This window comes from Mesorhizobium sp. M0701 (assembly GCF_040320365.1).
In the GTDB taxonomy this organism is placed as follows: Bacteria; Pseudomonadota; Alphaproteobacteria; order Rhizobiales; family Rhizobiaceae; genus Mesorhizobium.
On sequence record NZ_JAMYPO010000010.1, the window covers coordinates 173,807 to 200,320 of the forward strand.

28 protein-coding genes are annotated in these 26,514 nt (G+C 61.5%); 21 read left to right on the plus strand and 7 right to left on the minus strand.

What is annotated here, in order from left to right:
• Window positions 1–95 precede the first annotated feature (95 nt).
• The gene (locus tag NKI24_RS13175; RefSeq protein ID WP_352745278.1) at window positions 96–305 is read right to left on the minus strand and encodes a hypothetical protein; all 210 of its coding nucleotides are present in this window, start codon (window positions 303–305) and stop codon (window positions 96–98) included.
• The gene (locus tag NKI24_RS13180; RefSeq protein ID WP_352745281.1) at window positions 280–495 is read right to left on the minus strand and encodes a hypothetical protein; all 216 of its coding nucleotides are present in this window, start codon (window positions 493–495) and stop codon (window positions 280–282) included. Before NKI24_RS13180 ends, NKI24_RS13175 begins: the two co-directional genes overlap by 26 nt.
• A 134-nt stretch (window positions 496–629) precedes the next feature.
• Here NKI24_RS13180 and NKI24_RS13185 point away from each other — a divergent pair, with 134 nt between their 5' ends.
• Both NKI24_RS13185 and NKI24_RS13190 read left to right on the plus strand, forming a co-directional pair.
• A complete protein-coding gene (locus NKI24_RS13185) occupies window positions 630–890 on the plus strand; it encodes a hypothetical protein (protein WP_352745284.1) in 261 nt (86 codons plus the stop codon).
• Window positions 891–893: 3 nt separating this feature from the next.
• Window positions 894–1,154 (plus strand): hypothetical protein, encoded by a 261-nt coding sequence (locus tag NKI24_RS13190; protein ID WP_352745777.1) that lies wholly within the window; start codon window positions 894–896, stop codon window positions 1,152–1,154.
• Here the strand turns inward: NKI24_RS13190 and NKI24_RS13195 are convergent.
• The gene (locus tag NKI24_RS13195; RefSeq protein WP_352745838.1) at window positions 1,151–1,855 is read right to left on the minus strand and encodes an SOS response-associated peptidase; all 705 of its coding nucleotides are present in this window, start codon (window positions 1,853–1,855) and stop codon (window positions 1,151–1,153) included. The genes NKI24_RS13190 and NKI24_RS13195 overlap by 4 nt on opposite strands.
• 521 nt (window positions 1,856–2,376) lie before the next feature.
• Between NKI24_RS13195 and NKI24_RS13200 the strand changes: the two genes are divergently transcribed.
• A complete protein-coding gene (locus tag NKI24_RS13200) occupies window positions 2,377–3,039 on the plus strand; it encodes a nucleotidyltransferase domain-containing protein (protein ID WP_352745286.1) in 663 nt (220 codons plus the stop codon).
• On the plus strand, window positions 3,036–3,452 hold the full coding sequence (locus NKI24_RS13205) for a hypothetical protein (RefSeq protein WP_352745288.1): 417 nt from the start codon (window positions 3,036–3,038) through the stop codon (window positions 3,450–3,452). Before NKI24_RS13200 ends, NKI24_RS13205 begins: the two co-directional genes overlap by 4 nt.
• Window positions 3,453–3,509: 57 nt before the next feature.
• On the opposite strand, the gene NKI24_RS13210 is transcribed toward NKI24_RS13205, so the two are convergent.
• Both NKI24_RS13210 and NKI24_RS13215 read right to left on the minus strand, forming a co-directional pair.
• A complete protein-coding gene (locus NKI24_RS13210) occupies window positions 3,510–3,695 on the minus strand; it encodes an FCD domain-containing protein (RefSeq protein ID WP_352745290.1) in 186 nt (61 codons plus the stop codon).
• 991 nt (window positions 3,696–4,686) lie between these two features.
• Entirely contained in the window at window positions 4,687–4,878 is a 192-nt protein-coding gene (locus NKI24_RS13215) for a hypothetical protein (protein WP_352745781.1), read from the minus strand.
• A gap of 442 nt (window positions 4,879–5,320) precedes the next feature.
• Here NKI24_RS13215 and panB point away from each other — a divergent pair, with 442 nt between their 5' ends.
• Together panB and panC are read left to right on the plus strand one after the other, a co-directional pair.
• Window positions 5,321–6,157: a 3-methyl-2-oxobutanoate hydroxymethyltransferase gene (gene panB / locus NKI24_RS13220; protein ID WP_352745293.1), complete on the plus strand. Its 837-nt coding sequence runs from the start codon at window positions 5,321–5,323 to the stop codon at window positions 6,155–6,157.
• Window positions 6,154–7,122 (plus strand): pantoate--beta-alanine ligase, encoded by a 969-nt coding sequence (gene panC / locus NKI24_RS13225; RefSeq protein WP_352452183.1) that lies wholly within the window; start codon window positions 6,154–6,156, stop codon window positions 7,120–7,122. Before panB ends, panC begins: the two co-directional genes overlap by 4 nt.
• Before the next feature lie 140 nt (window positions 7,123–7,262).
• Here panC and NKI24_RS13230 read toward each other — a convergent pair whose 3' ends face one another.
• Window positions 7,263–7,943: a GntR family transcriptional regulator gene (locus NKI24_RS13230; RefSeq protein ID WP_352452184.1), complete on the minus strand. Its 681-nt coding sequence runs from the start codon at window positions 7,941–7,943 to the stop codon at window positions 7,263–7,265.
• A 240-nt stretch (window positions 7,944–8,183) separates the two neighbouring features.
• Here NKI24_RS13230 and NKI24_RS13235 point away from each other — a divergent pair, with 240 nt between their 5' ends.
• The 7 genes from NKI24_RS13235 to NKI24_RS13265 all read left to right on the plus strand — a co-directional run bounded on the left by NKI24_RS13235 (window position 8,184) and on the right by NKI24_RS13265 (window position 16,640).
• Window positions 8,184–9,311, plus strand: coding sequence for a sugar ABC transporter substrate-binding protein (locus tag NKI24_RS13235; RefSeq protein ID WP_352452185.1), 1,128 nt, complete (start codon window positions 8,184–8,186; stop codon window positions 9,309–9,311).
• A gap of 72 nt (window positions 9,312–9,383) precedes the next feature.
• Window positions 9,384–10,919 carry a sugar ABC transporter ATP-binding protein gene (locus NKI24_RS13240; protein WP_502901452.1) on the plus strand — a complete coding sequence of 512 codons (1,536 nt, stop codon included), beginning with the start codon at window positions 9,384–9,386 and terminating at the stop codon, window positions 10,917–10,919.
• Window positions 10,916–12,988, plus strand: coding sequence for an ABC transporter permease (locus NKI24_RS13245; RefSeq protein ID WP_352452186.1), 2,073 nt, complete (start codon window positions 10,916–10,918; stop codon window positions 12,986–12,988). Before NKI24_RS13240 ends, NKI24_RS13245 begins: the two co-directional genes overlap by 4 nt.
• A gap of 13 nt (window positions 12,989–13,001) precedes the next feature.
• Window positions 13,002–13,808 carry an SDR family oxidoreductase gene (locus NKI24_RS13250; RefSeq protein WP_352452187.1) on the plus strand — a complete coding sequence of 269 codons (807 nt, stop codon included), beginning with the start codon at window positions 13,002–13,004 and terminating at the stop codon, window positions 13,806–13,808.
• Window positions 13,809–13,818: 10 nt separating this feature from the next.
• Window positions 13,819–14,766, plus strand: a complete 948-nt coding sequence (locus NKI24_RS13255) for a 3-hydroxyacyl-CoA dehydrogenase (RefSeq protein ID WP_352745787.1) — start codon at window positions 13,819–13,821, stop codon at window positions 14,764–14,766.
• Entirely contained in the window at window positions 14,763–15,725 is a 963-nt protein-coding gene (kce, locus tag NKI24_RS13260) for a 3,5-dioxohexanoate:acetyl-CoA acetone transferase (protein ID WP_352452189.1), read from the plus strand. The genes NKI24_RS13255 and kce overlap by 4 nt, the downstream gene beginning before the upstream one ends.
• A 36-nt stretch (window positions 15,726–15,761) precedes the next feature.
• A complete protein-coding gene (locus NKI24_RS13265) occupies window positions 15,762–16,640 on the plus strand; it encodes an SMP-30/gluconolactonase/LRE family protein (RefSeq protein ID WP_352452190.1) in 879 nt (292 codons plus the stop codon).
• Window positions 16,641–17,181: 541 nt separating this feature from the next.
• On the opposite strand, the gene NKI24_RS13275 is transcribed toward NKI24_RS13265, so the two are convergent.
• On the minus strand, window positions 17,182–17,562 hold the full coding sequence (locus NKI24_RS13275; RefSeq protein ID WP_352452191.1) for a hypothetical protein: 381 nt from the start codon (window positions 17,560–17,562) through the stop codon (window positions 17,182–17,184).
• Window positions 17,563–17,744: 182 nt separating this feature from the next.
• Here NKI24_RS13275 and NKI24_RS13280 point away from each other — a divergent pair, with 182 nt between their 5' ends.
• The 8 genes from NKI24_RS13280 to NKI24_RS13315 all read left to right on the plus strand — a co-directional run bounded on the left by NKI24_RS13280 (window position 17,745) and on the right by NKI24_RS13315 (window position 25,787).
• Window positions 17,745–19,187: a LuxR C-terminal-related transcriptional regulator gene (locus NKI24_RS13280; protein ID WP_352452192.1), complete on the plus strand. Its 1,443-nt coding sequence runs from the start codon at window positions 17,745–17,747 to the stop codon at window positions 19,185–19,187.
• Window positions 19,188–19,596: 409 nt separating this feature from the next.
• Window positions 19,597–20,799, plus strand: coding sequence for an ABC transporter substrate-binding protein (locus tag NKI24_RS13285; protein ID WP_352745793.1), 1,203 nt, complete (start codon window positions 19,597–19,599; stop codon window positions 20,797–20,799).
• Window positions 20,800–20,875: 76 nt separating this feature from the next.
• Window positions 20,876–21,742, plus strand: coding sequence for a branched-chain amino acid ABC transporter permease (locus tag NKI24_RS13290; protein WP_352452194.1), 867 nt, complete (start codon window positions 20,876–20,878; stop codon window positions 21,740–21,742).
• Window positions 21,743–21,747: 5 nt separating this feature from the next.
• Entirely contained in the window at window positions 21,748–22,722 is a 975-nt protein-coding gene (locus NKI24_RS13295; protein ID WP_352452195.1) for a branched-chain amino acid ABC transporter permease, read from the plus strand.
• A gap of 4 nt (window positions 22,723–22,726) precedes the next feature.
• The gene (locus NKI24_RS13300) at window positions 22,727–23,506 is read left to right on the plus strand and encodes an ABC transporter ATP-binding protein (protein WP_352745797.1); all 780 of its coding nucleotides are present in this window, start codon (window positions 22,727–22,729) and stop codon (window positions 23,504–23,506) included.
• Between the two features lie 2 nt (window positions 23,507–23,508).
• Window positions 23,509–24,231, plus strand: a complete 723-nt coding sequence (locus NKI24_RS13305; RefSeq protein WP_352745800.1) for an ABC transporter ATP-binding protein — start codon at window positions 23,509–23,511, stop codon at window positions 24,229–24,231.
• 8 nt (window positions 24,232–24,239) lie between these two features.
• A complete protein-coding gene (locus NKI24_RS13310) occupies window positions 24,240–24,980 on the plus strand; it encodes an aspartate/glutamate racemase family protein (protein ID WP_352452197.1) in 741 nt (246 codons plus the stop codon).
• A gap of 102 nt (window positions 24,981–25,082) precedes the next feature.
• On the plus strand, window positions 25,083–25,787 hold the full coding sequence (locus NKI24_RS13315) for a GntR family transcriptional regulator (protein ID WP_352452202.1): 705 nt from the start codon (window positions 25,083–25,085) through the stop codon (window positions 25,785–25,787).
• Window positions 25,788–26,514 lie beyond the last annotated feature (727 nt).

The following is a 26,514-nucleotide window of genomic DNA, read 5'->3' on the forward strand; positions in this document are numbered from 1 at the left end:
ATCGTCCGGGCTCGTTGCATCTCGAACCTGCTGAGTCACTCGCCGTCATCACCATACCCGTCCGGCGGCATGAGGGCCGTTCCGACGGTCATGGCTCATCCCAAGATTGGCGGCGTGTCGTCGTAACCGAGCGCCACCAGTCCGGGATGCCGGTGAGCGAGGGCCAGAATTTGAGTCTCAAGCTCGCAGTTATAAGCCATGAGCGCCTTTACGGTCTCAAGCGGGCTGTCGTATCGGGCGATGAGCTTGACCGCCTCAGAATGAAGTTCAGCTCTGGCTTCAGCGTCTAGGCGAATAGTGCCCATTGTCGTTCCTCCTGATGTTTGCCCGTCGCGGAGCCGAGAGTTCGTCAAGACGGTCCTGGAGGTGGCCATTGAGGACGATCATTTCCTTGAGCGCCTTCACCGCGTCGCCTTTGTGCTGGGCTATGAATCTGTCGGCGATCGCCTGCAGCGCAGCCTCCTGGCGGCTGTCCAGTCTCACAATGTGGTCCATGGCCGTTGCTCCAAACCTCCTTTGCTAAGTGAACAAAAACGGAACAAAAATGTCAAGAGCGAATTGACTCTGCGAGGAATGCCTTCCTATTTGTCAGTAGGCGGGGCGGTGCTCACAAATCGAGGAGAGCCGCGATGGGCAGACGAAAAAGCCGGTTTGACAGGCTGTCGGCGAGGGATGCGGAGGCGATCATCAGGGACGCTTTGAGCCTGCGCAAGACGGTGCTGTCGTCGCAGCTGCATCTGAAGGCGCATGGCGAGCTGTTCTGGCAGCTTTGCGGGCTTGTCGAGAAATTGCACGAGGTGCTGGCCAGCGTAGCGGAGAAGGAGCCCGATTACCGGATGGCGGAGCTTGGCCTGCTTCCCCTCCCCGAGGGTTACTCGACCCGGAAATGAGCCATGGCCGGGCCGATGGACAGCGTTGGGCGTGCCGCCAAGGCCAACATGCTGCTCATCGTGGAGTGCGGCCACTGCTACCATGTCGGACGCTTCAGGGCGAATGACGTGGCCCAGGTGGTGGGCTGGAGCAAGCCGCTGGAAGCGATCAGGTTCAGGTGCAAACGATGCCGCCGCAAGGACACGACGATGAAGACGCAGTTCATCGACCAGGACCATCCGCCCAAGAGCTACATCTGGGTGCTGCAGAAATTCAAGCGCTAAAACAACGAGCCTTGCGCCGGCGCCTGCTGCGGAAACTTGATCTGTGTCGCCGGCTTGTCGACGATCACCAGCGCATCATCGGGCGCCGTGCGCTGCAGGTGCCTTGCCTCGGACCATGGCGCCGTCAGCCAGGTCTCGGTTTCTTCCGGCGTGGTCAGGATCACCGGCATTGCCTTTTCGTGGATCGGCGCGATCAGCGTGTTGGGCTGGGTCGTCATGAAGCCATAGACCTGGTGATCGGCGGGGCCGTCCTTGACCTTGCGAAGGCCATGCCAGCGCGTCCACAGGCCGGCAAAGAAGAACAGCGGGCGGTCCTCGCCGAGTGCAAACCAGTAGTTGCGCTGAATGCCGGTCTCGGGGTCCTTGTCGCCGGGCGTCGGGCTGGGCTCGGCAAAGCTGGTGACGGGCACCACGCAGCGGTTCTCAATGCCGAGATATTGCTGCCAATGGCCGTATTGCGGATTGCGGATATTGGTGGTGCCATAGTCGGCCTTGCCCTTCACCCGCTCCAGTGGCGTCGGCATGCCCCACAGCAGATTGGCCAATTCGCGTTCGCCGTCCGGCGCATTGCGCACCACCGGGCCGGGCTGGTTGGGATAGATGTCGATGGAGGGTTCGAGATTGCCGAGGATGTCGCGCAAGGCGCGGGTCCACTGACGGATGGCCTCCTGGCTGGTCGTGATGTTGTAGAGATTGCACATGGCTTGGAATGTGCCCCAATCGCTGCCGTGTCGCAACGTCGACAGGGCAATAGGCACGGCCTCCATTCCCCTGAAATGGACTAGCAGAAGTTTAGCAAGGCCTGCTTTGGCAAAGCTCACACTCGCTGCGGGCAACTACCGTATGTGCAAGGTCGGCCGCTGCGAATCGACAAACACACCCTGGACGAGCTGAACCCGCTCCGCTGGTTCAGCGCGCAGATGGGGTGCGCTTGCGAGGCGCGGCACAGAATTATCGCGCATTACAGATGCGCGATAATTCAGGCCTGCGGTCAGATGTCTGGGAATTTCGCGCATCTTAGATGCGCGATATTCTTGCGTAGGGATCAAGCCCGGCTTTCGCCGTCGCTCGAGACGATCAACATCGCTCGGATATATTCGTGACAGCGGCGCAGCAACCGCCAAGACTCAGATAACAGGACATTTGTTTAGAAAACGAAACATCAGATTTGATATCCGGCAATCGATGTGCTATGGCTGCGAGAGCAGAAGGAACTTACGCGATGGCACGCTCGACCGCTCAAAGCGCTTTGCGCTATCCACTCACCATTATGCTCGGCACCGACGCAAGCGTAAGATTGCTCCGGGAATTATCCCGGCACGGCGGCTTGCTTTCTTCGCCATTGCTTGCGGCTCGTAGTGGGCTTGCGAGGGCAAGCGTATGGTCTGCTCTCGCAACCTTGGAGGGGATTGGCATCGTATCTTCAGAGGGAACGGGCAGGGCTCGTCTTTATCGGTTGAATGATCGCCATCCACTGGCGACATCACTGGAAGCCCTCTTTGAGCAGGAGGCGCTTCGGTATTCCAACATTCGCGCTGTAGTCACTGAGGCGGTTTCCGCAGTTCGGCCGAACGTACTCGCAGCCTGGATTTACGGCAGCGTGGCGAGGGGCGAGGACCGTCCAGACAGCGATCTCGACATCGCAGTGGTTACGCCATCCGAAAAGCTAGAAAGCGCGCTCCAAGAAATCCGTGAGGCACTGGTGACCCAAGGTCAAAAGCTTGGCTTCAATCCCTCGGTCGTGGGACTCACTCCGCAGGATGTGGCAAGGCTGTCGAGCACGCGAGACCCGTGGTGGGGCGGGGTTGAAGCTAATGCCCTGCTCGTCTTGGGTCCACGCCCGGACGAACTCGCAACAAAAACTCGCCAGAAGGCGTTGGCATGATCAGAAGAGGTGCGACGAAAGCAGTCGAGACAGGCTTTGGCGAGGGGCGACTGCGCATCGCCCGCTCATATTTGAAGGCTGCCCGTTTGGAGGTGGCAATGTCTGAAACGGGTGACATCGGAAATCCGGCTATGTCGCAGATCGTGAATGCGGCAATAGCATACGCCGATGCGCTCACTGCCCGATTTGCAGGAAAGATCAACCGCGCGGATCATGCGGCCGTGGTGAAAACCATGCGCGATGCGCTTGGAAATCGCCTTCCTGCAGCGCAGGCCAGCAGGTTGCGGAGCATCCTCGATGAGAAGGACGAAGCTCAATACGGAATCAGGGCAAAATCACTACCCGAAGCCGAGAGCTTGCTCGTCAAGTTGGAAAAATTCGCGGAGTGGGCGGAAAAAGAACTGGAAGTCTGATCAGCAATGGAGGCGGCATGTCGCTTATGGCGACCTGAATGTACTTCAGCAGTTTGATCAGCACTGTGAAAGCCGCGTCGATGTCGGCGCGAACCGCGCGCGGACCGCTTCCGTATTGCGGTCTCGCAGCGCTGCAAACATCTGCTGATGGTGCTGGTTGGCGGTCGAATAGTTTCCAGAATCGTGCAGCATGTTGAAATAGGAGCTGATCTGCAGCCACAGGTTCTCGATGATGTTGAGCATGTTTTCCGAGCCAGCGGCTCGATAGATGGAGAAATGAAAGGCGTACTAGCCCTGAGGTAGGATCCGGAGTGGAACAGCGGGTTTTGACGAAGGTTGGGCACCAGCAAAAAACGTAGGTGAAGCATGGCTGCTCATCAGGAAAGCAAGGATCGCACTGAGCGTACGGCACGGGAGGCAAAAACGGCCAGACTACGGGAACAGCGGCTGAAGACTGGGACTGCTATGCAAGAGCGGAATGATGAGGGCGCAAAACGACCGTCAGCACAGCGACGCCGCAATCGGTGACGCCTATCTTGTTGGCAGTTAGGGCCTCGTTAGCTCCCGGGCCTGCTCCGGGGACAAGGCCGAATGGGTCAAGCCCGACCTTGTCGGTCGGGTGAAATTTTGCTGCTCAATTTCCTCGATGAGACCTGACTGCCTTTAGCAGTTCGCGCTCGTCCGTGTGAGCATTTCGAAAAGTCGCCACTACCGTTTCCGCCAGGATTTTGCCCTGTTGGCTTAAAGGGTCGAGGTCTTAGTCTGCGCAAATCCGATCCAAAACGCGCTGGCAAATAGCCAAATCATGAGGACTAAGGCAGGTGCGATTGGTACGCTGGCGCTGCGGCATGTGCGAACCCTCAGAGCCCGCTGCCCGTGCAGAGCAGCGGGCCTTTACAGCCAGACTGGAGAACGGAGGAGAGTTCAGTCTCGCGCAAAAAAACGTTTGATGTAGAGTGCTTGTTCCCGGCTAACGAAGTTGGTAATTTTCGTACAGTGCGCCACCTGGGGTCCCGCAAGCAGTTAGCCGTTCAACTGTTTCAATGATAGCCGTGGCAAGCGCCTCATCCTCATGCATGGGCTCTTGGCCATAAGAGCAGGAAGACAGCCTCCTCGATCGGCAGCACGCCGGCCGGCAGGTCTCCTCGATGCCACGCGCACCAGAGCAAGGGCGGCCAGACTTAGCGGACTTGTCTTCGGCATCGATGGTTTGATCTGCGTTCGCTAATCCGCCTCATCTGTGAGCGACATCTTTTTGCGGCGGACAGGCGTCCAGTCGGTGATACTTTTTAGGAGCAGGGATCGAATGCGGAAAACCATAGGAGGGGATGCTGACGCTAGCTCTTCCGTCGTCCAGGAGCTTCAGCACCGTCACGGTGATCGCCACCTCATCGCCGATATTGATGTCCGCAATTTCCCAAGCCATGCCCATGATTCTGGAGCGGCTTTGACGATAGTCAAGGGATTGCTAATATGCGGAAAATGCCAACGCCGCCAGCGTGCACCTTGTTTCGGAACCGATTCGAACCAGCGATATTGAATCAAATGGTAGTGTCTGGAGTGCGGGCGCATGCTTCCGTCACAACGCATTTCGGATAGGCTTGCAACCAAGGTCGCTTCTGGCGTGAACCGCCGTGCGGCAGTTAAACGGTTCGAGTTGAAAACGACCGGAGCCCGATTGCTCAGCCGATCAGCAACACGGTTGTGGCGCACCGAAGCAGAGGAACGCTGGCCCTCTGTATTTGCTTTGCCGAGAGCCTGCTTCGCGACGCACAAACTTTTCTGATGCAGTGCGGTTTTGGCCTTCGCACCTGCACAGAACTATGCAAAACCGTCACCGCTGGAACTTGACCCGAGGGAATGTGCCTATGAGTGTGGCGGTTGAGACAAAGGCGCTGACGCCGTCGGACATTGCGGCCCGAAAGCACAAGAAGCCGATTGTCTGCTTAACAGCGTATACAACGCCCGTTGCGCGCCTCGCCGATAGGCATTGCGACGTGGTCCTGGTCGGCGACAGCGTCGGCATGGTGCTTCACGGCCTGACGTCAACCCTCGGGGTTACGCTGGAGATGATGATCATGCACGGCAAGGCCGTGCGCCGCGGTCTTGAACGAGCGCTGATGGTCGTCGACATGCCGTTCGGCTCCTATGAGGAGGGCTGCGAACAGGCCTTTCGCAACGCCGCCCGGCTGATGGCGGAGACCGGATGCGCCGCGGTCAAGCTGGAGGGCGGCGAGAGCATGGCTGACACGATCCGCTTTCTCGTTGCCCGCGGCATCCCCGTCATGAGCCATGTCGGGCTGACACCGCAAGCGATCAATGTGCTTGGCGGCTACAAGGTCCAGGGCAGGGGCAGAGACGGCGACAGGATTTTGCGGGACGCTGTTGCTGTTGCCGAATCCGGCTCATTCTCCGTTGTGCTGGAAAAAGTGGCCGAGCCGCTCGCACGAAGAATAACCGAGGAGGTTACGATTCCAACCATCGGGATCGGCGCCTCCGCCGCCTGCGACGGCCAGGTTCTGGTCGTCGACGATATTCTGGGCATGTTCACCGGTTTTCGTCCGAAATTCGTCAAGCGCTATGCCGAACTGGGCTCAGAGGCCGAAGCTGCCATTACGGCTTACGCGGCTGATGTGCGGGGAGGGCGCTTTCCGGCGGCCGAACATCTCTTCGCCGACGCGCCGCAGGCCGGAGAAACCGCGTGAGCGTGCCGATCGTCCGCACCATTGCCGAGCTTCGTACCGTTGTGGCGGGATGGCGCCGTTCTGGTGCCAATATCGCCGTGGTGCCTACGATGGGAGCCTTGCACGAAGGGCATTCGAGTCTCGTGCGTTCTGCGCTTCAAAAGGCCGATCGCGTGATCGTGACGCTGTTCGTCAATCCCAAGCAGTTCAACAGTGCGGCGGATCTTGCCGCCTATCCCCGCATGGAAAATGAAGACGCTGCAAAGCTTACGCTGCTGGGCGCCCACCTGCTTTATGTTCCGGATGCGACTGAGATGTATCCTGACGGCTTCGCCACGACCGTGTCCGTGTCCGGCGTCAGTGAAAGCCTGTGCGGTGCGTTCCGGCCCGGCCATTTCGATGGGGTGGCGACCGTCGTTGCAAAACTCTTCCTGCAGACCGGCGCTGATTTCGCCTTTTTCGGAGAGAAGGACTTCCAGCAGCTTCAACTTATCAGGCGCATGGTCCGGGACCTGGATATTCCGATCACCGTCGTCCCCTGTCCGACAGTCCGGGAAGCCGATGGTCTCGCTTTGTCGTCGCGCAATGTCCGGCTCTCGCCGGCAGAGCGCGCCGTCGCCCCAAGGCTAGCATCGGTCCTACTCGATACGGCGTCGGGGCTCTCGAACGGCTCTCCCGTCCTGCCAACGCTTGCCGAAGCGCGCGCAGCGATCCTGTCCGCAGGCTATCGCGAGGTCGAGTACCTGGAACTCCGTGGCGAGGCAGATCTGCAACCGATAGCAAGCCTGGATCGGCCGGCACGCCTGTTTGCAGCGGCCTGGCTCGGCGAAACGCGGCTCATTGATAACGTCAGAACACTGCCGTCTCCCCTTCTCGTTGACAAGCCGCCGCCATCAATCGGGCATGCCTTCACCCGTGCCGACGGTCACACCGCAACGCCAGCATTAAAGGATGAGCTTGTAGGCTCTGGCAAACGCTACCCCTGACCAACTCCGCCCTGTGAGCGCTGGATCGTCCCCTCTGGATGAATCACCGCAGCAGGGCGCCGGAAATGCCCGCTGATGCTCGGCGGTTCGGTTGGTGGTCAGCATCACCGTCCTGCTATGTCGGGCTTGGCGACCTCACCCTATTTCAGCAGTTTGATCAGGACAGTGAAAGCCGCGTCGATGTCAGCGCGAACCGCAGCCCGGACCGCCTCCGCGTTGCGGTCTCGCAGCGCTGCAAACATCTGCTGATGGTGCTGGTTCGCGGTCGAATAGTTTCCGGAATCGTGCAGCATGTTGAAATAGGGACTGATCTGCAGCCACAGGTTCTCGATGATGTTGAGCATGTTTTCCGAGCCTGCGGCTCGATAGATGGAGAAATGGAAGGCGTAGTTGGCCCTGAGGTAGGATTTGACGTCGCCGGCGGCATTGGCCTGTTCGAGTGCGTCCAGATGCTGGCGCAGCAGCGCCACGCTGGCATCGTCCATTCGCTCGGCCGCCCATGCGGCGGCGATCGCCTCGATCTCAAACCTGACGTTCCTGAGATCGATGAGTCGCGCGCGGCTTAATGCCGGGATACCGATTGACCGGCCCGAAACCACCATCAATGCGTTGGCGGCGCTCAGACGCCGCAGTGCCTCGCGAACCGGCATCGGGCTGACGCCGAAAGCGTCGGCAAGGCTCTGCACCGTCACCATTTCACCTGGAACGATACTGCCGTCGAGGATCAACTCGGTGACGTGCCGGTAAACCCTGTCCTGCAGGGTTTCCCTGGAAAGCGGCGTGATCTCGACGCCCGGCTTCCTGAATGCCGCCCCAGCCATCTCTGCCTACCTTTCCCCATACGGCGACATACGGCGACGCTCTTGTCCTACCCGGCGCCTGTGCCCGGAATGCAAGGTTCGGATTGCCGCGTCAAGCGCCGGCCTATCCGGCTTTTACTTATTAGCTTTTCATCATTGATCTTTGATCAAATCATGATACGGTCAGCTGCATCGAATGACAAGGAGCACGTTTCGCGCCCTTGGGAGGCATTTGGTCGTCTGAACTGGGAGGAGTTTTGAATGGGTATCGGATCGAAAGCCCGGCGGCTTGCGCTGCTTGCCGGCATGGCTGTTTGCGTTCTTGGTACGTCCGCCGCCGAAGCGGCCGGAAAGCACAAGATATTTCTCAGCATGAGCTTCATCGGCAATGATTGGCAGGCCGAGGCCGCCAACATGGTCAAGGCGATGGCGTCGCACAAGAGCATGGCCGACAAGGTGGACCTCCAGGTCCAGGTTGCGGGGCCGAACGCACAGCGCCAGATCCAGCAGATCAATGCGATGGTGCAGACAGGTGCCGAAGCCATCGTGATCTTCCCGATCTCGCCGACCGCGCTCAACCAGGTGGTGAAGAACGCCTGCGACAAGGGCGTGAAGGTGTTTGCCTACGATGCCGAGATCACGGAGCCCTGCGCCTACAACGTCCATATCGACCAGGAAGAGGCTGGCCGCGTAACGGCGGAGTGGCTGGTCAAGAAGCTCAATGGCAAGGGCAACATCATCGCGGTGACCGGCGTTCCCGGCACCTCGGTCGATGATCTGCGCACCAAGGCGGCGAAGGAGGTGTTTGCCAAGCATCCCGACATCAAGATCGTCGGCGAGGCTGTCGGCATGTGGAGCCAGGCGGTGGCCCGTACCGAACTTTCCAAGATATTGGCGACGCGCAGTTGGGACGACATCAACGGGCTGTGGATGCAGGTCGGCTGCTTCACCGCCAATTCCATGCAGCTCGAGGCCGGCAAAAAGGTCAGCGAACTCCTGCCTTGCGCCGGCGAGGGTTCCAATGGCGGGCGTATCCAGATGCTGCCGGAGGGCACGGAGGTCGAGGGCGCGACCTCTCCCTATGCGCCGCTCGGCGCGCCGCGCATTTCCTACGCGTCGCCGCCTTATTCCGGTGCGCTGGCCCTCAAGCTTGCGGTCGAGGCGCTTGACGGCAAGGAGGTTGCCAAGAAGACGATCCTGCCACTGCCGGTCGTCACCAACGAGACGATAAAGCTTTGTGACGAAGGCACCTGGGCGGAGATGAAGGCTGGTTGCAACGCGTTCAAACCGTCGCTGGTCTCGAACCCAGGCTGGTTCGCCTCGATCTTCTCCGATCAGACACCGGAAATCGGTCTCGCGGCCGCCCTTGTAGGCCAGCCCGAGGAGTAGGCCCTCCCGAAGTGGGTGTGGGGTGCTTGCGAGGCGCTCGACGCACCTTTCATGCAGGCCGGGACTGGGATCATGATGTCAGCGCATTCGACAGCTGTCGGCATAGAGGGCGTCCGCAAGGCGTTTGGCGCAACAGTCGCCCTCGATGACGTTTCCTTCGAGATCGCTTCGGGCAGCGCGCATGCCTTGCTTGGCGAGAACGGTGCGGGCAAGTCCACGCTCGTCAAGCTGCTGTCGGGACTGGTGCGGCCCGACGAAGGGCAAATCACCGTTCTTGGTGAACCGGCGCCACTCGGTTCGCCGCGCGCCGCGCACGCCAAAGGCGTGCAGACAGCCTTCCAGGAAATGACGCTGGTGCGCGATCTCAGCGTTCTCGACAACATGCTGCTGCCCTACGCGCCTGTCGGCCCGATCGGCCTGATCAAGCGGTCGGCCGCGCGCAAGGCGGTGCGCCAGCACATTTCAGATCTCGGCTTTTCGGTCGATCTTGATGCCGAGGTCGCGACCCTCGATCTCGCCGTCCGCCAGAAGATCGAGATCGCGCGCGCGCTCTATCGCAAGCCGCGCATCCTCCTGCTCGACGAACCGACCTCGACGCTGTCGGGCGGCGATGTCAAATGGCTGGGCGGCATCATCGCGCGACTTAAGGCCGGCACAACGGTCGTGTTCATCACCCATCGCATGCGCGAGGTGCGGGCCTTCTGCGATATGCTGACCATTCTCAGAAACGGCCGTCATATCGTGACGGCGCCGGTTGCCGACGTCCCGGATGGAGAAGTGATCGAAAAGATCATCGGTCGCAGCATCGCCCAGACCTTTCCGCCGAAACCCGAAAGCGAGGCCGTCTTCGGTCCTCCGGTGCTCGGCGTGCGCGATCTCAAGGCCGGGAGGAAGCTCGACGGCGTCGGTTTCGACCTGCGCAAGGGCGAGATCCTCGGCATTGCCGGGCTTCAGGGCATGGGCCAGCTCGACCTGTTCCTCGCCTGCTTCGGCATGGCCGAGATTGAGCGCGGCCATGTCCTGGTCGACGGCCGCATGGTTTGGCTTGGATCGCCCGCCGATGCGCTCAAGCCCAACATGGCGATCGGGCTGGTACCCGAGGACCGCAAGACCGAAGGCCTGTTCCTGAAACTCTCGGGCCGGCAGAACGTATCGCTGCCGGTCGTCGCGCGTTTTACCCGATTTGGCCTGATCAGCAGGCACGAGGAGGCGCGGGCCGTACAGTCCGCCTTCTCGACGGTCGAGGTCGACCACCGCGCCATGTGGACGAGGGCGGGGGCGTTTTCGGGCGGTAACCAGCAGAAGATCGCCATCGCCAAATGGCTGGTCGCCGAGAGCCGCATTCTGCTGCTCTTCGACCCAACCCGCGGCATCGACGTCGGCACCAAGCACGAGCTCTATGTGATGATGCGCGACTATGTGGCGGCCGGCGGCTCGATCCTTCTGCATTCAACCGAAATTCCCGAGCTGGTCCATCAATGCGACCGAGTGCTCGTCCTCTATGACGGTCGCCTGGTGGCGGAGCTTGCCGGCAACCACATCACGGAAGGCGCGATCATGCGACCAGCGCTGGGCCACGGCGACTTGGTCCGGGAGGCGGCGGAATGAGCGTGACGAGTTTGCCCGCCGCGGCACCGGCCGCGACTTTGACGCGGCTTCTCGCGCGGCACAGCGGCGCGATCATAGCGGCGATCGTCTTTGCGGTGCTCCTGCTTATCGTCGATCTGGTCAGTGCCGGGCGGCTCACCTATTTCGACATTTCGTTTCTCTCCAGCGGCGGCGCCACCTCGGCACTGGCGGCGATCGGCCAGACCGTGGTCATCCTGTCCGGCGGTTTCGACCTGTCCGCCGGCGCGGTGATCTCGCTGGTCAATGTCGTCCTGGCAAAAGGCATGGATCCGATGGCGACCGGCACCAGTGTCGCGCTGTGGACCTTGGCCGGAATTGGTGTCGGCATGCTGATCGGCGCCTTCAACGGCTTCTTCATCGCGGTCCTGCGCATGCAGCCAATCGTCGTCACGCTGTCGACCATGTTCATCCTGCAGGGGGTAACGCTGCTGGTCATGGACAAGCCGGGCGGCTTCGTCTCTCCCGATCTTGGCGCCTTCTATCTCGGTGACGCCATCGCCGGCTGGATACCGATGCCGCTGGTGGTTATTGGCGTCGTCCTGCTCGGCTGGTTCTGGCTCAAAGGCACACGCTTCGGGACGGCGCTTTATGCCGTCGGCAGCGATCCGGATGCGGCCGCTTCGGTCGGCGTGCGCGTCGTTCTCGTGCGCTTCCTGGTCTATGTCATAGCCGGCGGCTGCTACGGGCTCGCCGGCGTCTTCATCAGCGCCCAGACCGGCAGCGGCGATCCGCTCGTCGGCAACCCGTTGTTGCTGTCGATGTTTGCGGCGGTTGTTGTCGGCGGTACAAGGCTGGGCGGCGGTCAAGGCGGGCCGGTTGGCACCGTCTTCGGCGCCTACATACTGATGATGGTCGTCAACATCCTGCTCGTACTCAACGTCTCGGCCTATTATTCGACGATCGCCGAGGGCACGATCCTGATCCTTGCCGTGCTTGCCGGCTCGCTGTCGCATGGCTCCGTGCTCGCCCGCCAACTGCGTGCGCTACGGGCGCGGTTGGGCGCATGGCGCGCCGGAATGCTGCCCTCGCAGATCGATCGCACCGACCGGCGGCTGAGGATCGCGCGTGGCAGCACCGACGACCAGCAGGCGCCGCTGCCGGCCTTCCATATCCGCAATGCCGAGACGCTGCGTTATGCGCTGCCGGCCTATGTCTGCCTGGCCGTCGTCGTGATCGTCACCCAGATCTGGCTCGGACGCGCCATCCTCAACGTCACCTACTGGAACTCGCTGTTCGTGCTGTCGAGCTTCCTCGCCGTCCTGGCGCTTGGGCAAGGCAGCGTAATCCTCACCGGCGGGCTCGACCTGTCGGTGCCGTGGACGATCGGACTCTCGGGCATCCTGCTTGCCGGCATGGTCAACGGCTCGGATGGTGCACTTGCCTATGCGCTGCCGGCGGTGCTGCTCACCGCTTGCCTGATCGGACTTGCCAACGGCATCGGTATCGTCGTCCTCGGCATTTCGCCGATCGTGATGACGCTGGCCACCAACGGCATTCTGCAAGGCGTCGCGCTGCTTTACTCGCAGGGTACGCCGGCCGGCTTCTCCTCGCCGATGCTGCGCTGGTTCATGACCGGGAAGGTATTCGTTGTGACGCCGGTGGTGCTGTTCATGATCGCCTTCGTCGTCTTTGCCGTGCTGCTGCTCGGCCGCACCGCTTTCGGCCGCCGGGTTTATGGCATCGGCAACAGCCTGCGCGCGGCCCAGCTCTCCGGCATCGCGGTCGGGCGCACGCTCATCCTCGTCTATGTGCTGTCGGCGGTCTGCGCGGGGCTCGTCGGCATCATGCTGACCGGCTTTTCCGGCCAGGCCAGCCTCGGCATGGGTGACGACTATCTGCTGCCCTCCATCGCCGTCGTCGTGGTCGGCGGTGCGCTAATCACCGGCGGGCGCGGCCATTATCTTGGCATGCTAGGCGGGGTGCTGCTCCTGACCGCGTTGCAGATGCTGCTCGCCGGCACGACGCTGCCTTACGCGACGCGGGCGATCCTGTTCGGGCTGGTGGTGCTCGGTGCCGTCATGGCGCTGCGCGAAAGGCGGATTCAGTGAAAGGAATGGAATAATGAGCTCAAGCGCACCGGCATCGGCGGACGAATTCCTGACCGGGCTCAAAGGCCAGCGCGTGCTGGTGACGGCGGGTGCCGGAGGCATCGGCTTTGCCATTGCAGAGACGCTGTCGAGGCGCGGCGCGCGTGTCGTGATCTGCGATATTTCCGACGAGGCGCTGGCCGCCGCTCCAGAGAGGCTCACACTCGCCGCCGCAGTCAAAGCGGACGTTTCGCGCGACGACGATGTCGACCAGCTGTTCGAGACCGTCAAGGAGAAGCTCGGCGGGCTCGACGCCCTGATCAACAATGCCGGCATTGCCGGGCCGACCGGTGGCGTCGATGAGATCGATCCGGCAGACTGGCGGCGCTGCATAGATATCTGCCTGACCGGCCAGTTCCTGTGCGCGCGGCGTGCCGTGCCGCTGATCAAGGCGGCGGGCGGGGGCTCGATCGTCTCAATGTCTTCCGCCGCCGGCCGCCATGGCTACGCGTTCCGCACGCCGTATTCGGCTGCCAAGTTCGGCGTTGTCGGCCTGACCCAGAGTCTTGCCAAGGAACTCGGACCGCATGGGATCAGGGTCAACGCCATCTTGCCCGGCATCATCGAAGGGCCGCGCATCGACAAGGTCATTGCCGACCGGGCAAAGCAGCTCGGCGTTTCAAACGAGGAGATGACGCAGCGCTATCTGCAAAACATCTCGCTGCGCCGCATGACCAGCCCATACGATGTTGCCGCGATGGTCGCCTTCCTGCTTTCCGATGCGGGTGTCAATATTTCCGGCCAGTCGCTCGGCGTCGACGGCAACGTTGAGACACTCTGAGGGGGAGATCATGGCGAAGGTAGCAATTGTCGGAAGCGGCTTCATCGGGCGAGCGTGGGCGATCAGCTTCGCTCGTGCAGGCCATGATGTGCGCATGTGGGACCAGGCGCCGGCCGCGGCCAGCGGTGCGCGCGACTATATCGCTGGCGTGCTCGGCGACCTTGCCGCCAACGATTTGCTGCGGGGACAGGCGGTCGATGCCGTGCTTGGCCGCATCACTATTGTGGCGGAGCTTGGCGACGCCTTGGCCGATGCCGTCCACGTCCAGGAGAACACGCCGGAAAACCTCGAGGTGAAGCGGGAAGTGTTCTCCCGGATCGACGCCCTTGCCGGTCCGCAGGCGGTGATCGCCAGTTCCACCTCGGCGCTGTTGCCGTCGAAATTCACCGATCATCTTGAGGGGCGCCATCGCTGCCTCGTCGTGCACCCGATCAATCCGCCCTATCTCATCCCGGCGGCGGAAGTCGTGCCGGCGCCATGGACCTCCGCCGAAACGGTGGAAAGGACCCGCGCCTTTCTTGTCGAGGCGGGCCACGCGCCGCTGGTGATGAAGCGCGAGCTCGACGGCTTCATCATGAACCGCCTGCAAGGCGCGCTGCTGGAGGAGGCGTTCCGGCTCGTCGCCGACGGCTATGCCAGCGTCGAGGACGTCGACACGGGCCTGCGCGACGGGCTGGCGCTGCGCTGGTCGTTCATGGGTCCGTTCGAGACGATCGACCTCAATGCACCGGGTGGTGTGCGCGACTATGTCGAGCGCTACCAGACGATCTATTCCAACATCTTCCCGCAGATGCTGCGGCGCGTCGACTGGGCCGGCGAGGTCATGGAGACCGTCGAGGCCGAGCGCCGCAAGCGGCTGCCGCGAGAAGAACTCGGCGAACGGCAGGTCTGGCGCGACCGCCGGCTGATGGCACTGGCGGCGCACAAGAAAAAGTCGGATCAGGAGTTTGGACGATGACGCAAACAAGCCGCAAGCCCGGCGCCCAGCAACCCAGCGGGAAGGTCATCATCACCTGCGCGGTGACGGGGGCGATCCACACGCCGACCATGTCGCCCTATCTGCCGATCACGCCGGACCAGATCGCCCGCGAGGCGATCGCGGCGGCGGAGGCTGGTGCGGCGATCCTGCATCTGCATGCGCGCGACCCCGAGACCGGCAAGCCCGACCAGACGCCGGAGGCGTTCGCGCGTTTCCTGCCGCGCGTCAAGCAAGGCACCAATGCCGCCATCAACATCACCACCGGCGGCAGTCCCTACATGAAGGTCGAGGAGCGTGTGCGCCCCGCCGCCCAGTTCAAGCCGGAAGTCGCCTCGCTCAACATGGGCTCGATCAATTTCGGGCTCTATCACCTCGTAGACAAATACGAAACGTTCAAGTTCGACTGGGAAAGACCGCACCTGGAAGCGACACGTGATCTGGTCTTCCGCAACTCGTTCAAGGACATCGAATATATACTGGCGACCTGCTACGACAACGGCACGCGCTTCGAGTTCGAGTGCTACGACATCGCCCATCTCTATAACCTCTCCCATTTCGCCGATCGCGGGCTGGTGAAGCCGCCGTTCTTCGTGCAGTCGGTGTTCGGCCTTCTCGGCGGCATCGGCACCCATCCGGAAGACGTCGCCCATATGAAGCGCACCGCCGACCGGCTGTTCGGCGAGCAGTTCCGCTGGTCGGTGCTGGGTGCGGGCGCCAGCCAGTTGCGCATCGCCGCGCAATCGGCAGCGCTTGGCGGCAACATCCGCGTCGGGCTTGAAGACAGTCTGTGGGCCGGAAAGGGCAAGCTTGCCAAGTCAAATGCCGAGCAGGTGGTGCTTGCCCGCAAGATCATCGAAGGCCTCGGCATGGAAGTGGCAACGCCCGATGAGGCCCGCGAAATCCTGTCATTGAAAGGCGGCGACCAGGTCGCGTTTTGACCTTTGCCGCAGAGCGCCGAAACAGAGGAGGACGGCATGAAGATCGAAGTCGTGGTGGACGTGAAGACCACGCTGGGCGAGGGACCGCTGTGGGACGTTGAACAGGAGCGCCTCTACTGGATCGACAGTTTCGACGGGCGTGTGTTTCGGGCGACCGCCGACGGCCGCGAGATCCGTTGCTGGGACGTGCCGATGAAGATCGGTTCGATGGCATTGCGCAAGGACGGCGGTGGCGCGGTGGTATCGCTGCAGCGCGGTTTCCATCTGCTTGATTTCGCCACCGGCGAGGTGACGCCGATTCACGATCCGGAGCCGGACAGGCCGATGAACCGGCTCAATGACGGCAAGGTCGATCGGCGCGGCCGCTTCTTCGCCGGCTCAATGGACACGATGGAAGAGGGACCCTCCGGCGGGCTCTACCGGCTCGATCCGGATTTCTCCGTTACCAGAATAGATTCCGGCATCATCTGCTCGAACGGTCCGTGCTGGAGCCCGGACGACCGCACCTTCTATTTCGCCGACACCTGGACCGGCGAGATCTGGGCCTACGACTATAATATCGAAACAGGTGCCGCCGACAACCGGCGCACCTTCACCCGCGTCGATACCAGCCGGGGAGGGGCGGCTGACGGCTCGACCGTGGATGCGGAAGGATTCCTGTGGAACGCGCTGGTCTATGACGGCAGGCTGGTGCGTTACGCGCCCGACGGCAGCGTTGATCGCATCATCGACATGCCCGTCAAGAAGATCACCAGCGTCATGTTCGGCGGGCCGAAGCTCGACACCCTGTACGTCACTTCGATGGCCAAGCCGCCGCTGCCGCGCTTTCCAAGCGACGGTGTCTTGCGCGGCAGCCTTTTTGCCATCACCGGCCTGGGTGCAACGGGAGTTCCGGAGCCAAGATTTGCCGCATAAATCGGTGCTTAATGGCGATCATCCTCCCCGCCTCTTGGTGCCACCCCAACCTCCCGCCGCAGGGCAACCGGCGCTGGAAGCTCGTGCAGTGCGGTTCTGGCCTGGGGTCGTGTCAGGAACTAAGAGCACGATGGCGGCAGCACGGCAGGCGCTGCGCGAGCCATCACCAGTCCCGTGTTGAGGGCATGTGGGTTTCCGCCATCAACCGCTTCGTCATCGACCACAAGCTGCAGTCATAGCCCTTCGTCTGGACCGACGATCCCGACAAAATCATCACGGCCGCCGCACGCAGGCACCAGCTGCTGCAGTCGATCCATAGCAAGGCTATAGCAGTGTGGCGGTCTGCGAGTATCCACTCTCCGGCAAGCAAGCCCGGAAAGCCCGTATATTCCGGAATAAAGGAGTCTCGCCGATGAGCACCACCGTCACCGCCGCCGCCGTCTCGAAAAATGGGGCCACCGAGCCGAAACGACCAGACTAGGAAGCCAATTGACCACAATACTTGCCTGATATGCTGCCCCGGTTGCGCGCTCCAGAACGGTCACTCGTCGAGCCAGTATTGGCGGGAACAGCCGAACTGGCGCGAGGCGACAGATTGGCGCTTGGCGACAAATGCCATTGCGGAGAGACTCCGGAGCGAGTTGTTCGCTTTCGCACCAGGCACGATCGTGTAACCCTGATCGACCAGTTGCAATTTCAGCTCCCTAAGATGCCGTTTAAAGCCGTTCTCGATTTGGCTCCGAGGGTAGCGCCATCCGTTCCTGCACGCTCGGATGAGGACGTCGGAATACAATTCGGCACTGACGGCTCTCGTGGCATCTTCGGAAATCAGCTTGCCACCAGATTGCCTGCCTTCGGACAAGCATGGTCCAGCCGACAAAGGCAGCACCAGCATTGCGGCAAAGATAGATGACTTTGTCATGGATACCTCCTGTTACAGAATGGATCGGGGTCTGCGACCCGACGAAACCCTATCGACAGGAAAGCCTAGAATTGCTGGCGGTCGGATGGGATCGTTCAAATGCAGTGTTTTCGAGATCGCATCTGTAGTATTTTGCCGTGCCGGGTCGACCACAACTCGTAGCAGATCGGAGACCTGAAGCGATGCTTCGCGCCGTGAGCAATCCTCTGACCAGTCTGTCGGACCGGGAGCGGGTGGTCGCTGCAAAATTCGCCCAGGGGATGACCTATCGTGAAATCGGCGAGACGCTCTTCATAGCGCCGACTACCGTGCGGACCCATCTGTCGGCCATCTATCGGAAACTCGATATTCGCAACAAAGTGGCGCTTGCAAGCTTGCTTGCCGACCAACACGAGCAAGACACGGGCCAGGCACCATCCGGTGACCTTTCGGTAGAGGGCTCAGGGCCAACAGTCGTTGCGGTTCTCCCTTTCGACAATCTGAGTGCGGACGAACCATGGAACCGCCTGGCCGATGGCTTGTCGGCGGACATCATGGTCGATCTGGCTCGCTACCCCGATCTTGCGGTCATCGCCCGCCAGACCATGCTCTCGTACAAGGGACGGCGCGATGACGTGCGATCCATCGGGCGGGAACTGAATGCGGATTATCTACTTGAGGGGACCTTGCAGGCGGCAGCGCAGCAGCTGCGGATCTGCGTCCAACTCGTCGACGCGCGCACTGGAGTCGATTTGTGGACGGTCCGCTATGATCGATCAGCGGAAGATCTGTTTGCGATGCAGGACATGGTCACCGAAAACGTCGTCAATGTCCTTGCTAGCTGTTGCGGCAAGCTCGCAAAACTTCGACGTGATGTCGTCCGTCGAAAACACCCCGCCAGCCTTCGTGCCTATGACTACTATCTGCTCGGCGTCGAGCAGCACAATTTTTACACGCACGCTTCGAATGCGGAAGCGGTGCGGCTTCTGACGCGTGCCATCGAGCTGGACCCGGGCCTTGCCAGAGCCTGGACTGTCTTGGGGCTGGCGCATGCCGTCGCCGCCATCAATGCGTTTACCAATAAACCTTCCGTCGCAAAGGAGCGCTGGAAACTGTGCCTCGAACGAGCTTTGGCGCTCGACGCGGGTGATACCCATGCGCGCATATGTCTAGCCGAGCTGCGGGCCTTGCAGGGCGATCTCGATGCCACAGCAAGAGAACATGATCTTGCCTTGGCGGCCGCCCCGCACGATGCCGATACCCTCGCCTTGCTTGCCGGAGGAAAGGCATTCGTGACAGGCGACCCGCAGGAAGGATATGAATTGGCGAACCGCGCGATCCGTCTCAATCCACATGTTTCCTGGTACTATAGCATGCTGGGCCGGTCGAGCTTCGTTGTAGGTCTCCACAGGGAGTGCCTGACCGCGTTCAGCCAAGCTCCGCCGGACTCGCCTGCAACGCTGCTGTTCCAGGCCATGGCGCACGCCATGCTCGGCGAAACACCTCAGGCAATAAAAATTGCCAACCGGTTGGCGAGAGAATTTCCAGACATTTCGGCCGAAGGATTTATCGGCTCCTATCCAGTCACCAATCCTCCCGCAATTGCCGCGATCCGGGAGGGCGCCCGCCGCGCGGGGCTGGCCTAGCTTCAATTGAGATACCATTGTGGAGCCCTCGGCACGACCCTGTTGATTGCCTGTGTGTCGTAGACGCTCTCGGCTACGCGCAGGCGCAGAATCCGCTCACCATCATTGCACCAGTGTCTGGTCAGACTGTTGATGGGACGCTCTCCTTTTCCGGGACGGCTTCCGTCAACAGCATTCCGCTAAACTGTCGTAAGCGCGTACCGGAAAGAGCTGGAAGCGCACGGCCAGGTCGATCGATTGCAGAGCGCATCGGATGCGGACCGCGTCCTCCATCTACGACCGCACAAGATTGTCAACAATCTGTAAAAGTTTTGTTGACAGATAATAGATTTGAGCCCTCACTCACAAAACTCCGCGTATCGGTCGAGTTCTGTCGCAACAATGCGCGGCCTCCAAAGGGGAAAGAACAATGATCAATAGACGTTCAATAATCACATACGCCACGCTCAGCGCAGTCTCTGCGCTGGCAATCATGGCCGGCGGCACAATCACGGTGCACGCCGCCAACAAGGAACTCAAGATCGGCTTTGTCGGCGTGACGAGTGGCGCGGCCGCTGCGTGGGGCACATCCAACGTCCGCTCGATGCAGACGCGCGCCGCCTGGATCAACGAAACCGGCGGTGTGAAGATTGGTGACGAGACCTATGACATCAAAATCGTCACCTTCGACGACCAGAAGGACCCGAAGCGGGCGATCGCCGGCATGGAGAAGATGGCCCAGGAGGGCATCCACTATGTCGTCGGTCCGAATGTCGACGACGGCGCGGCGGCGGTGCGTCCCGTGGCGGAATCCAAGGGCATCATCTATTTTCCCTACGCGTTCCCGAAGGAACTCTACACCCCGCCGGCGTCCAACGCCGTGCTCGGCATGATCGCCAACTACCAGTCAGCTCCGGCGATCTACAAATATCTCATGGAAAACAGGGGCGTGAGAAAAGTTGCCTTTGTCGCCGCCAACGAATCCGATCCGCTGAGCCAGCGGGATGGCGGTGTTGCCGCGGCAAAGGCGCTCGGGCTCGAGGTTGTGGCAGCCACGGATGTCTACCAAAACGATACCCGCGATTTCACACCGGTACTGACGCCGATCGTTTTGCAAAAACCGGACCTGCTGGTGCTTTCGGGTGTCGCGCCCGGCAATGCGCCGCTGCTGATCCGCGCCGCGCGCGAGCTCGGCTACGAAGGCCTGATCTCCACCGAAACGGCGCAGGATGCCAAGGTGCTGGAAGAGGGCGCGGGCGAGTTGGCCAACGGCTTCATCTCAGTCGGCGGCGCATCGACGCCCGAAATCGCGTCCGACATGATGAAGGAGTTCGTCGACCGCTATACGAAAATGTTCGGCGAATACAATGACGAGTCCAACACCAAGGTCTACGCGCTCGAATACATCATCGAGACGCTGAAGGCGAACCCGGCCGCGATCGACAATGTCGAGGAGTTCAAGAAGACGATCGACACTTTCTCGGCGCCCAATCCCTATCTGAAGGGCGATGCCAAGCTGACCTATGTCGGAATGACGTCGTTTGGCCAGAAGCGCCAGCTTTCGGTCCCGATGGTGGTTACGGAATACCGCGACGGCAAGTTCGAGACGCTCTTCGTCGCTCAAGTCGATTGACGCAACTGCACTGAAGCGGATTGCCGCAGAGGCTCGTGCATTCGCCTTGAGCCTCTGAATGGCCGGGAACATCCTGATGGAACAAGTCATCGCCAACGGGCTTTATCTTGGCGCGCAATACGCCTTGATCGCGCTCGGTCTGACCCTGATCTTCGCTCTGATGAACGTGCTTAACTTTGCCCATGGGCAGATGTACGTTCTCGGCGGCTTCATCACCTACACCGTCTATGGCCAGCTCGGCATGCCTTTCGTCGTCGCGCTCGTTGCGTCCGGGATCACGCTGCTGGTCATTGGAGCGCTGGTCGAGAAATTCCTTTTCAGAACGGTGATCAAGCGAAGCGTGCGGGAGGAAAGTACGATGCTTCTCGCGGCGGCGGTCGCATTCTTCCTCGACGCCGTGATCCTCCTCCTGTTCGGTGAAAAGCAGCGCGGCGTGCCGAAGATCGTCAACGGCGTCTTCGTCTCCGACAGCCTCATAATGCCTTACGACCGGCTGCTGGTCGGCGCACTCGCCATACTGTTCATCGCCTCCTTCGTGCTTTTCATGCAGTACAGCAAGCCGGGACGCGCCATGCGGGCGCTGGCGCAGGACCGGGTCGCGGCGCAGCTTATGGGCGTCGAGGTCGACCGCTATTCGATGATCGGCTTTGCGCTCGGCGCCATGCTTGCCGGCATAGTCGGCGGGCTGCTGGTCGCCATCACCGGCGTCAATTCGGGCATCGGCGGGCCGATCTCGATCAAGGCGTTCTTGATGGTGATGATCGGCGGGGCCGGCGTGGTCAGCGGAGCAATCGCCGGCGGCTTCATCCTCGGCATGATGGAATCGGTCGGCCTGACGGTGCTACGCCAATATGGCGACGTCACTTATCTCGTCATCTTCGCCGCGCTGATGGTGTTCCTGAGCATCCGCCCGAACGGGCTCATGGGCAAGCCGTGGGGGTGATCGACATGAAGCGTACACGCAACATCCTCGGCGTCGCTGTCTTCCTGCTGGTCGTACTCATCGGCGTGCCCTGGCTGATCGAGGCGACCGGTCGGCTCGACCTCTACTACACGCTGACTTCGGTCGCGCTGCTCAGCATCGCCAGCGCCGGGGTGTGGGTGACTTTTTACATCGGCCGCATCAATATCGGCCAGGGCGCCTTCGCGCTTATGGGCGGCTATGTTTCGGCCATCCTTGTCGTCCAGTATGGTGTGTCGTTCTGGCTGACACTGCCGCTGGCTGGGCTGTTCTGCGCCGCTGCAAGCGTGCTGATCGGGCTGCCCATCCTCAGGCTTCGCGGCGTCTATTTCGCCATGGTCACGCTGGTTTTGACCGAAGTGGCGCGGCTGCTCGCGCTGGCGCTGCCGATCACCAACGGAGCCAAGGGCATGGTCAGCATTCCGCTCCCCGGCGGCATCTCGATCTTCGGGCTGACCATCCTTCCGGATTTCGCGACGCTCGCCAATCCGCGTCCCGCCTTCTATCTGGTGTCGGTTGCGCTGATGGTGCTGTGCTTTGCCGGGCTTTACCGCCTTGTCCATTCGCGCATCGGCAAACTCTGCCAGTCGTTGCAGCAGAACGAGGAACTGGCCTCCTCGATCGGCGTCAACATCGCCTATCTGCGCGTCATCGCCTATGCCATCTCCTCATTCCTCGGCGGTCTCGGCGGTGCGATGTTCGTCGCCATCTCGCAATCGATCTATCCGTCGAGCTTCACCGTCACCGACTCGGTGAACTTCATGCTGAACTGCTTCCTCGGCGGGCTCGGCCACGTCTTCGGGCCGATGATCGGCACCTTCGTGCTCTATTTCGGCTGGGATTTCCTGTTCGAGACCGGCGAGTTCCAGTTGCTGATCTTCTCTTCGGTGCTGATCGCGCTGATGCTGTTCCTTCCCAACGGCCTGCTCAGCCTCAGGCTGTTCGGCAAGAAGCAGGGCTAGGACCATGACTGAGCTTCTCCAGATCAAGGCAGTGACCAAACGCTTCGGCGGGCTGGTCGCGGTCAACAATGTTTCCTTCGCGGTCCGCGAACGCGAGATCCTTTCCGTCATCGGCCCCAACGGCGCCGGCAAGTCGACGCTGTTCAAGCTGATTTCCTCTTTCCTCAATCCGACCTCGGGCGAAGTGCTGTTTGGCGGACAGCGGATTTCAGGCCTGGCGCCGCATATCGTCGCCCGGAAGGGCGTGGTGCGCACGTTCCAGGAGACGACGATCTTCAAGGGCATGACGGTGCGCGACAATGTCATAATCGCGCATCACCTGCGTTCCAATGCCAGCCTTGCCGGCTTCTATCTCGGCACGAATACCGCACGGCGCGACGAGGATGACTTCGGGCGATCCGCCGACGAGATCATCGACTTCCTCGGTCTCGGCGCGCAACGGCATGAGATCGCCAGCACGCTGCCGCACGGCCATCTGCGCGCGCTCGGGATTGCCATCGGGCTCGCCACGAACCCGACCGTGCTTCTGCTCGACGAGCCCTTCGCCGGCATGAACCATGACGAAACCGTGCGCGCGGTGGAGATGGTGCGCGGCGTCCGCAAACGCGGCGTGACTGTCCTGCTGGTCGAGCACGATATGCCCGCCGTCATGAACATTTCCGACCGTATCGTCGTCCTGAACTTCGGCGTCAAAATCGCCGAGGGAACGCCAAAAGAAATCCAAGAGAACGAAAAGGTCATCGAAGCCTATCTCGGCGCCGAAGACGAGACGATCGGATTTTAGCCATGAACGAACTGCTGAGCGTCTCCAATGTCGAACTCTACTACGACCACGTCTATGCGCTGAAGGGCGTGTCGCTGAGCGTCAACGAGGGCGAGACGGTAGCGCTAATCGGCGCGAACGGTGCGGGCAAATCGTCAATCCTGCGCGCCATCACCGGCCTGAAAAAAGTCCGCAGCGGCGAGATCCATTTCCAGGGCCACCGCATCGACGGAACGCGCCCGGACGAGCTGGTCAGGATGGGCATCGCCATGGTACCTGAGGGTCGTCGCGTCTTTTCCTACATGACGGTGCGCGACAATCTGATGATGGGCGCCTTCACCCGCACCGACAAGGCCGAAATCGCAAGGACGCTGGACATGGTGCTCGGGCGCTTCCCGCGCCTGAAGGAACGCTATTCCCAGACGGCGGGTACGATGAGCGGCGGCGAACAGCAGATGCTGGTGATCGGGCGGGCGCTGATGGCCAAACCGAAGCTTCTGCTGCTCGATGAACCCTCGCTCGGCGTCGCGCCGAAGCTCGTTCAGGACATCGCCCGCTCGATCGTCGCGATCAACCGCGATGAAAAGGTCAGCGTGCTGCTGGTCGAGCAGAATTCGCGCATGGCGCTGCGCATCTCGCAGCGTGCCTACGCACTGACGACCGGAAAGATCGCGCTGGCCGGACATTCGGCTGAGCTGCTTGGCGACGACCGGGTCAAGAAACTCTATCTCGGCGGCGAAATATGAAAGCGCAAATGGACGTACTCGTCGTCAATCCCAACACCACCGCGTCCATGACCGAAAAGATCGGCGAGGCGGCGCGCCGCGCGGCTTCGGCCGGCACCAGGATCATCGCCGTCAATCCGAAGGACGGGCCGCCGAGCGTCGAAGGCTATTTCGACGAGGTCTTCGCCATCCCGGGAATGATCGGCGAGATCCAAAAACATCCGGCGGCGAGCGCCTGCGTCATCGCCTGCTTCGACGACACCGGCCTCGACGCAGTACGCTGCGTCGGCGAGATGCCGGTGGTCGGTATCGGCGAAGCGGCGTTTCACATGGCGAGCCTGATTGCCGGCAAGTTCAGCGTGGTGACGACGCTGTCGCGTTCGGTGCCGGCGATCGAGCACAATCTGGTGCGCTACGGCCTCGCCAGCCGCTGCGCCAGGGTGCGGGCCAGCGACGTTCCCGTTCTGGAGCTCGAAGTGCCCGGCTCCAACGCCCGCCATCGAATTTCGGAGGAGATCGAGCGCGCCATCCGCGACGACCGGGCCGAAGCGATTGTGCTGGGATGCGCCGGCATGGCCGACCTCGCCGCCGCGCTCAGCCGCGAACATAGCCTTCCCGTGCTCGACGGCGTCGCCTGCGCAGTAAAACTCTGTGAGAGCCTCGTCGGCCTTGGCCTGTCGACCTCAAAGCGCGGCGGCTACCAGGTTCCACTCGAAAAATCCTTCGCCGGAAGCTTTGCGTCCTTTTCGCCCTCCGGCCGTGTATCCTGATGCGTGCAAAATTGTTGACATTCCCACACAGGATGTTCGATGTCCGGCCGGAAACGCGGTGTTCGCGCCGCTAAGCGATCCGGCCGCCGGGACAATGAGACGATGGACCTGCTTGGGCCAAAGCCACGGGATGGCGACAAGCCGACGATGCGCTGGTTTCCGGTCTATGCCGGCCTGCGCGACGCCATCGTCAGCCACCGCCTCGCACCGGGCACAAAACTACCCGAGGACGAACTCGCCTCGATCTATTCGGTGAGCCGCGCGGTGATACGCGCGGCGCTGCAGGCGCTGTCGCATGACCGCTTGGCTCGGCTCGAGCCGAACCGCGGCGCGTTCGTCGCCCAGCCGACCAGGCAGGAAGCGCGCGAGGTGTTCGAAGCGCGGGCGCTGATCGAGCCCAAGGTCGCGGCGCTTGCCGCCGAAGTGGCAAAGCCGGCCGAGATCGCGCAACTGCGGCTTCATCTCGAAAAAGAGCACGAGGCCCTGCATGCCGGCCGCGACAGCGACGCCATCATGCTGTCGGCAAAATTCCATGTCGGCATCGCCGAAATCGCCGGCCATTCTATCCTGACCGGTTTCGTCAAAGACCTGCTGTCGCGGTCGTCGCTGATCATCGCGCTCTACTGGCGCCGCCGCGACACCACCTGCGAAAGCCACGCCCATCACGCCCTCGTCGATGCCATCGAAAAGCACGACGCACAAAACGCGTCCGACCTGATGCAAAGCCATCTCGTCGACCTGCTGTCGGGCCTTGATCTGTCGCTTGGCGAGAAGAAGCCCGAGAGCCTGTCGGACATCTTGCGCTGATCTGCGCTGTCAAACTCTTCGCCAAGCTTCGCATTGCAGATGTCGTCGCGATGCTGGACCAATATCGGATCACCCGCAACCGACACCGGCCAACGAAGCTCGCGCGTAAGTGGCTCTCAAAGCTAGTAAAGCCGAAGTGCCATACTGGATCGCCCCCGATCGCGCTCACGGCGAAGCCAGCATGCACGTCACCCCGCAATCCTGACCTGGCGCCTACCTCTGAAACGTCCCAATGCGACATTTCTACTTGCCAGTAACGCGACATTCGAACATGGTTGCAACATGATCCCAGATTGATTGGCGATCCCGGTCCACCCGGTTCCGAAACGGCACCATGCGCCATCTTGGGACGTTCGCCAATGCGGCGGGGAACTTCGCGATCCGACCCTTCTCGGACCTTCCCTGAATGCAAGATCACGGGCAGGTTCTGACCCTATTCCCGACCTTGACAGCCAAGTGCAATATGCGCCAGTTGCGTCTTCGGTCGTTGCAAGCCTTGACACGATATGATTCAGCATTGTTGGGCGGCAGCCCGAGGATTGAAACCGATATTCGCCTCGCTGGAATGTCTAACGCGACTCCGTCATGATCTTCCGGCCCTGTCGAGCGACGCTGCCAAAGCCGTTGACGCCAACGCAGGTCATGAGGGCAGGCTAGACCAGTGCAGCAGATCCGCCCGGCGACTTTTCTTTTTGCGGCCCGAGCCCTGCGCGACATGGGCGATGGC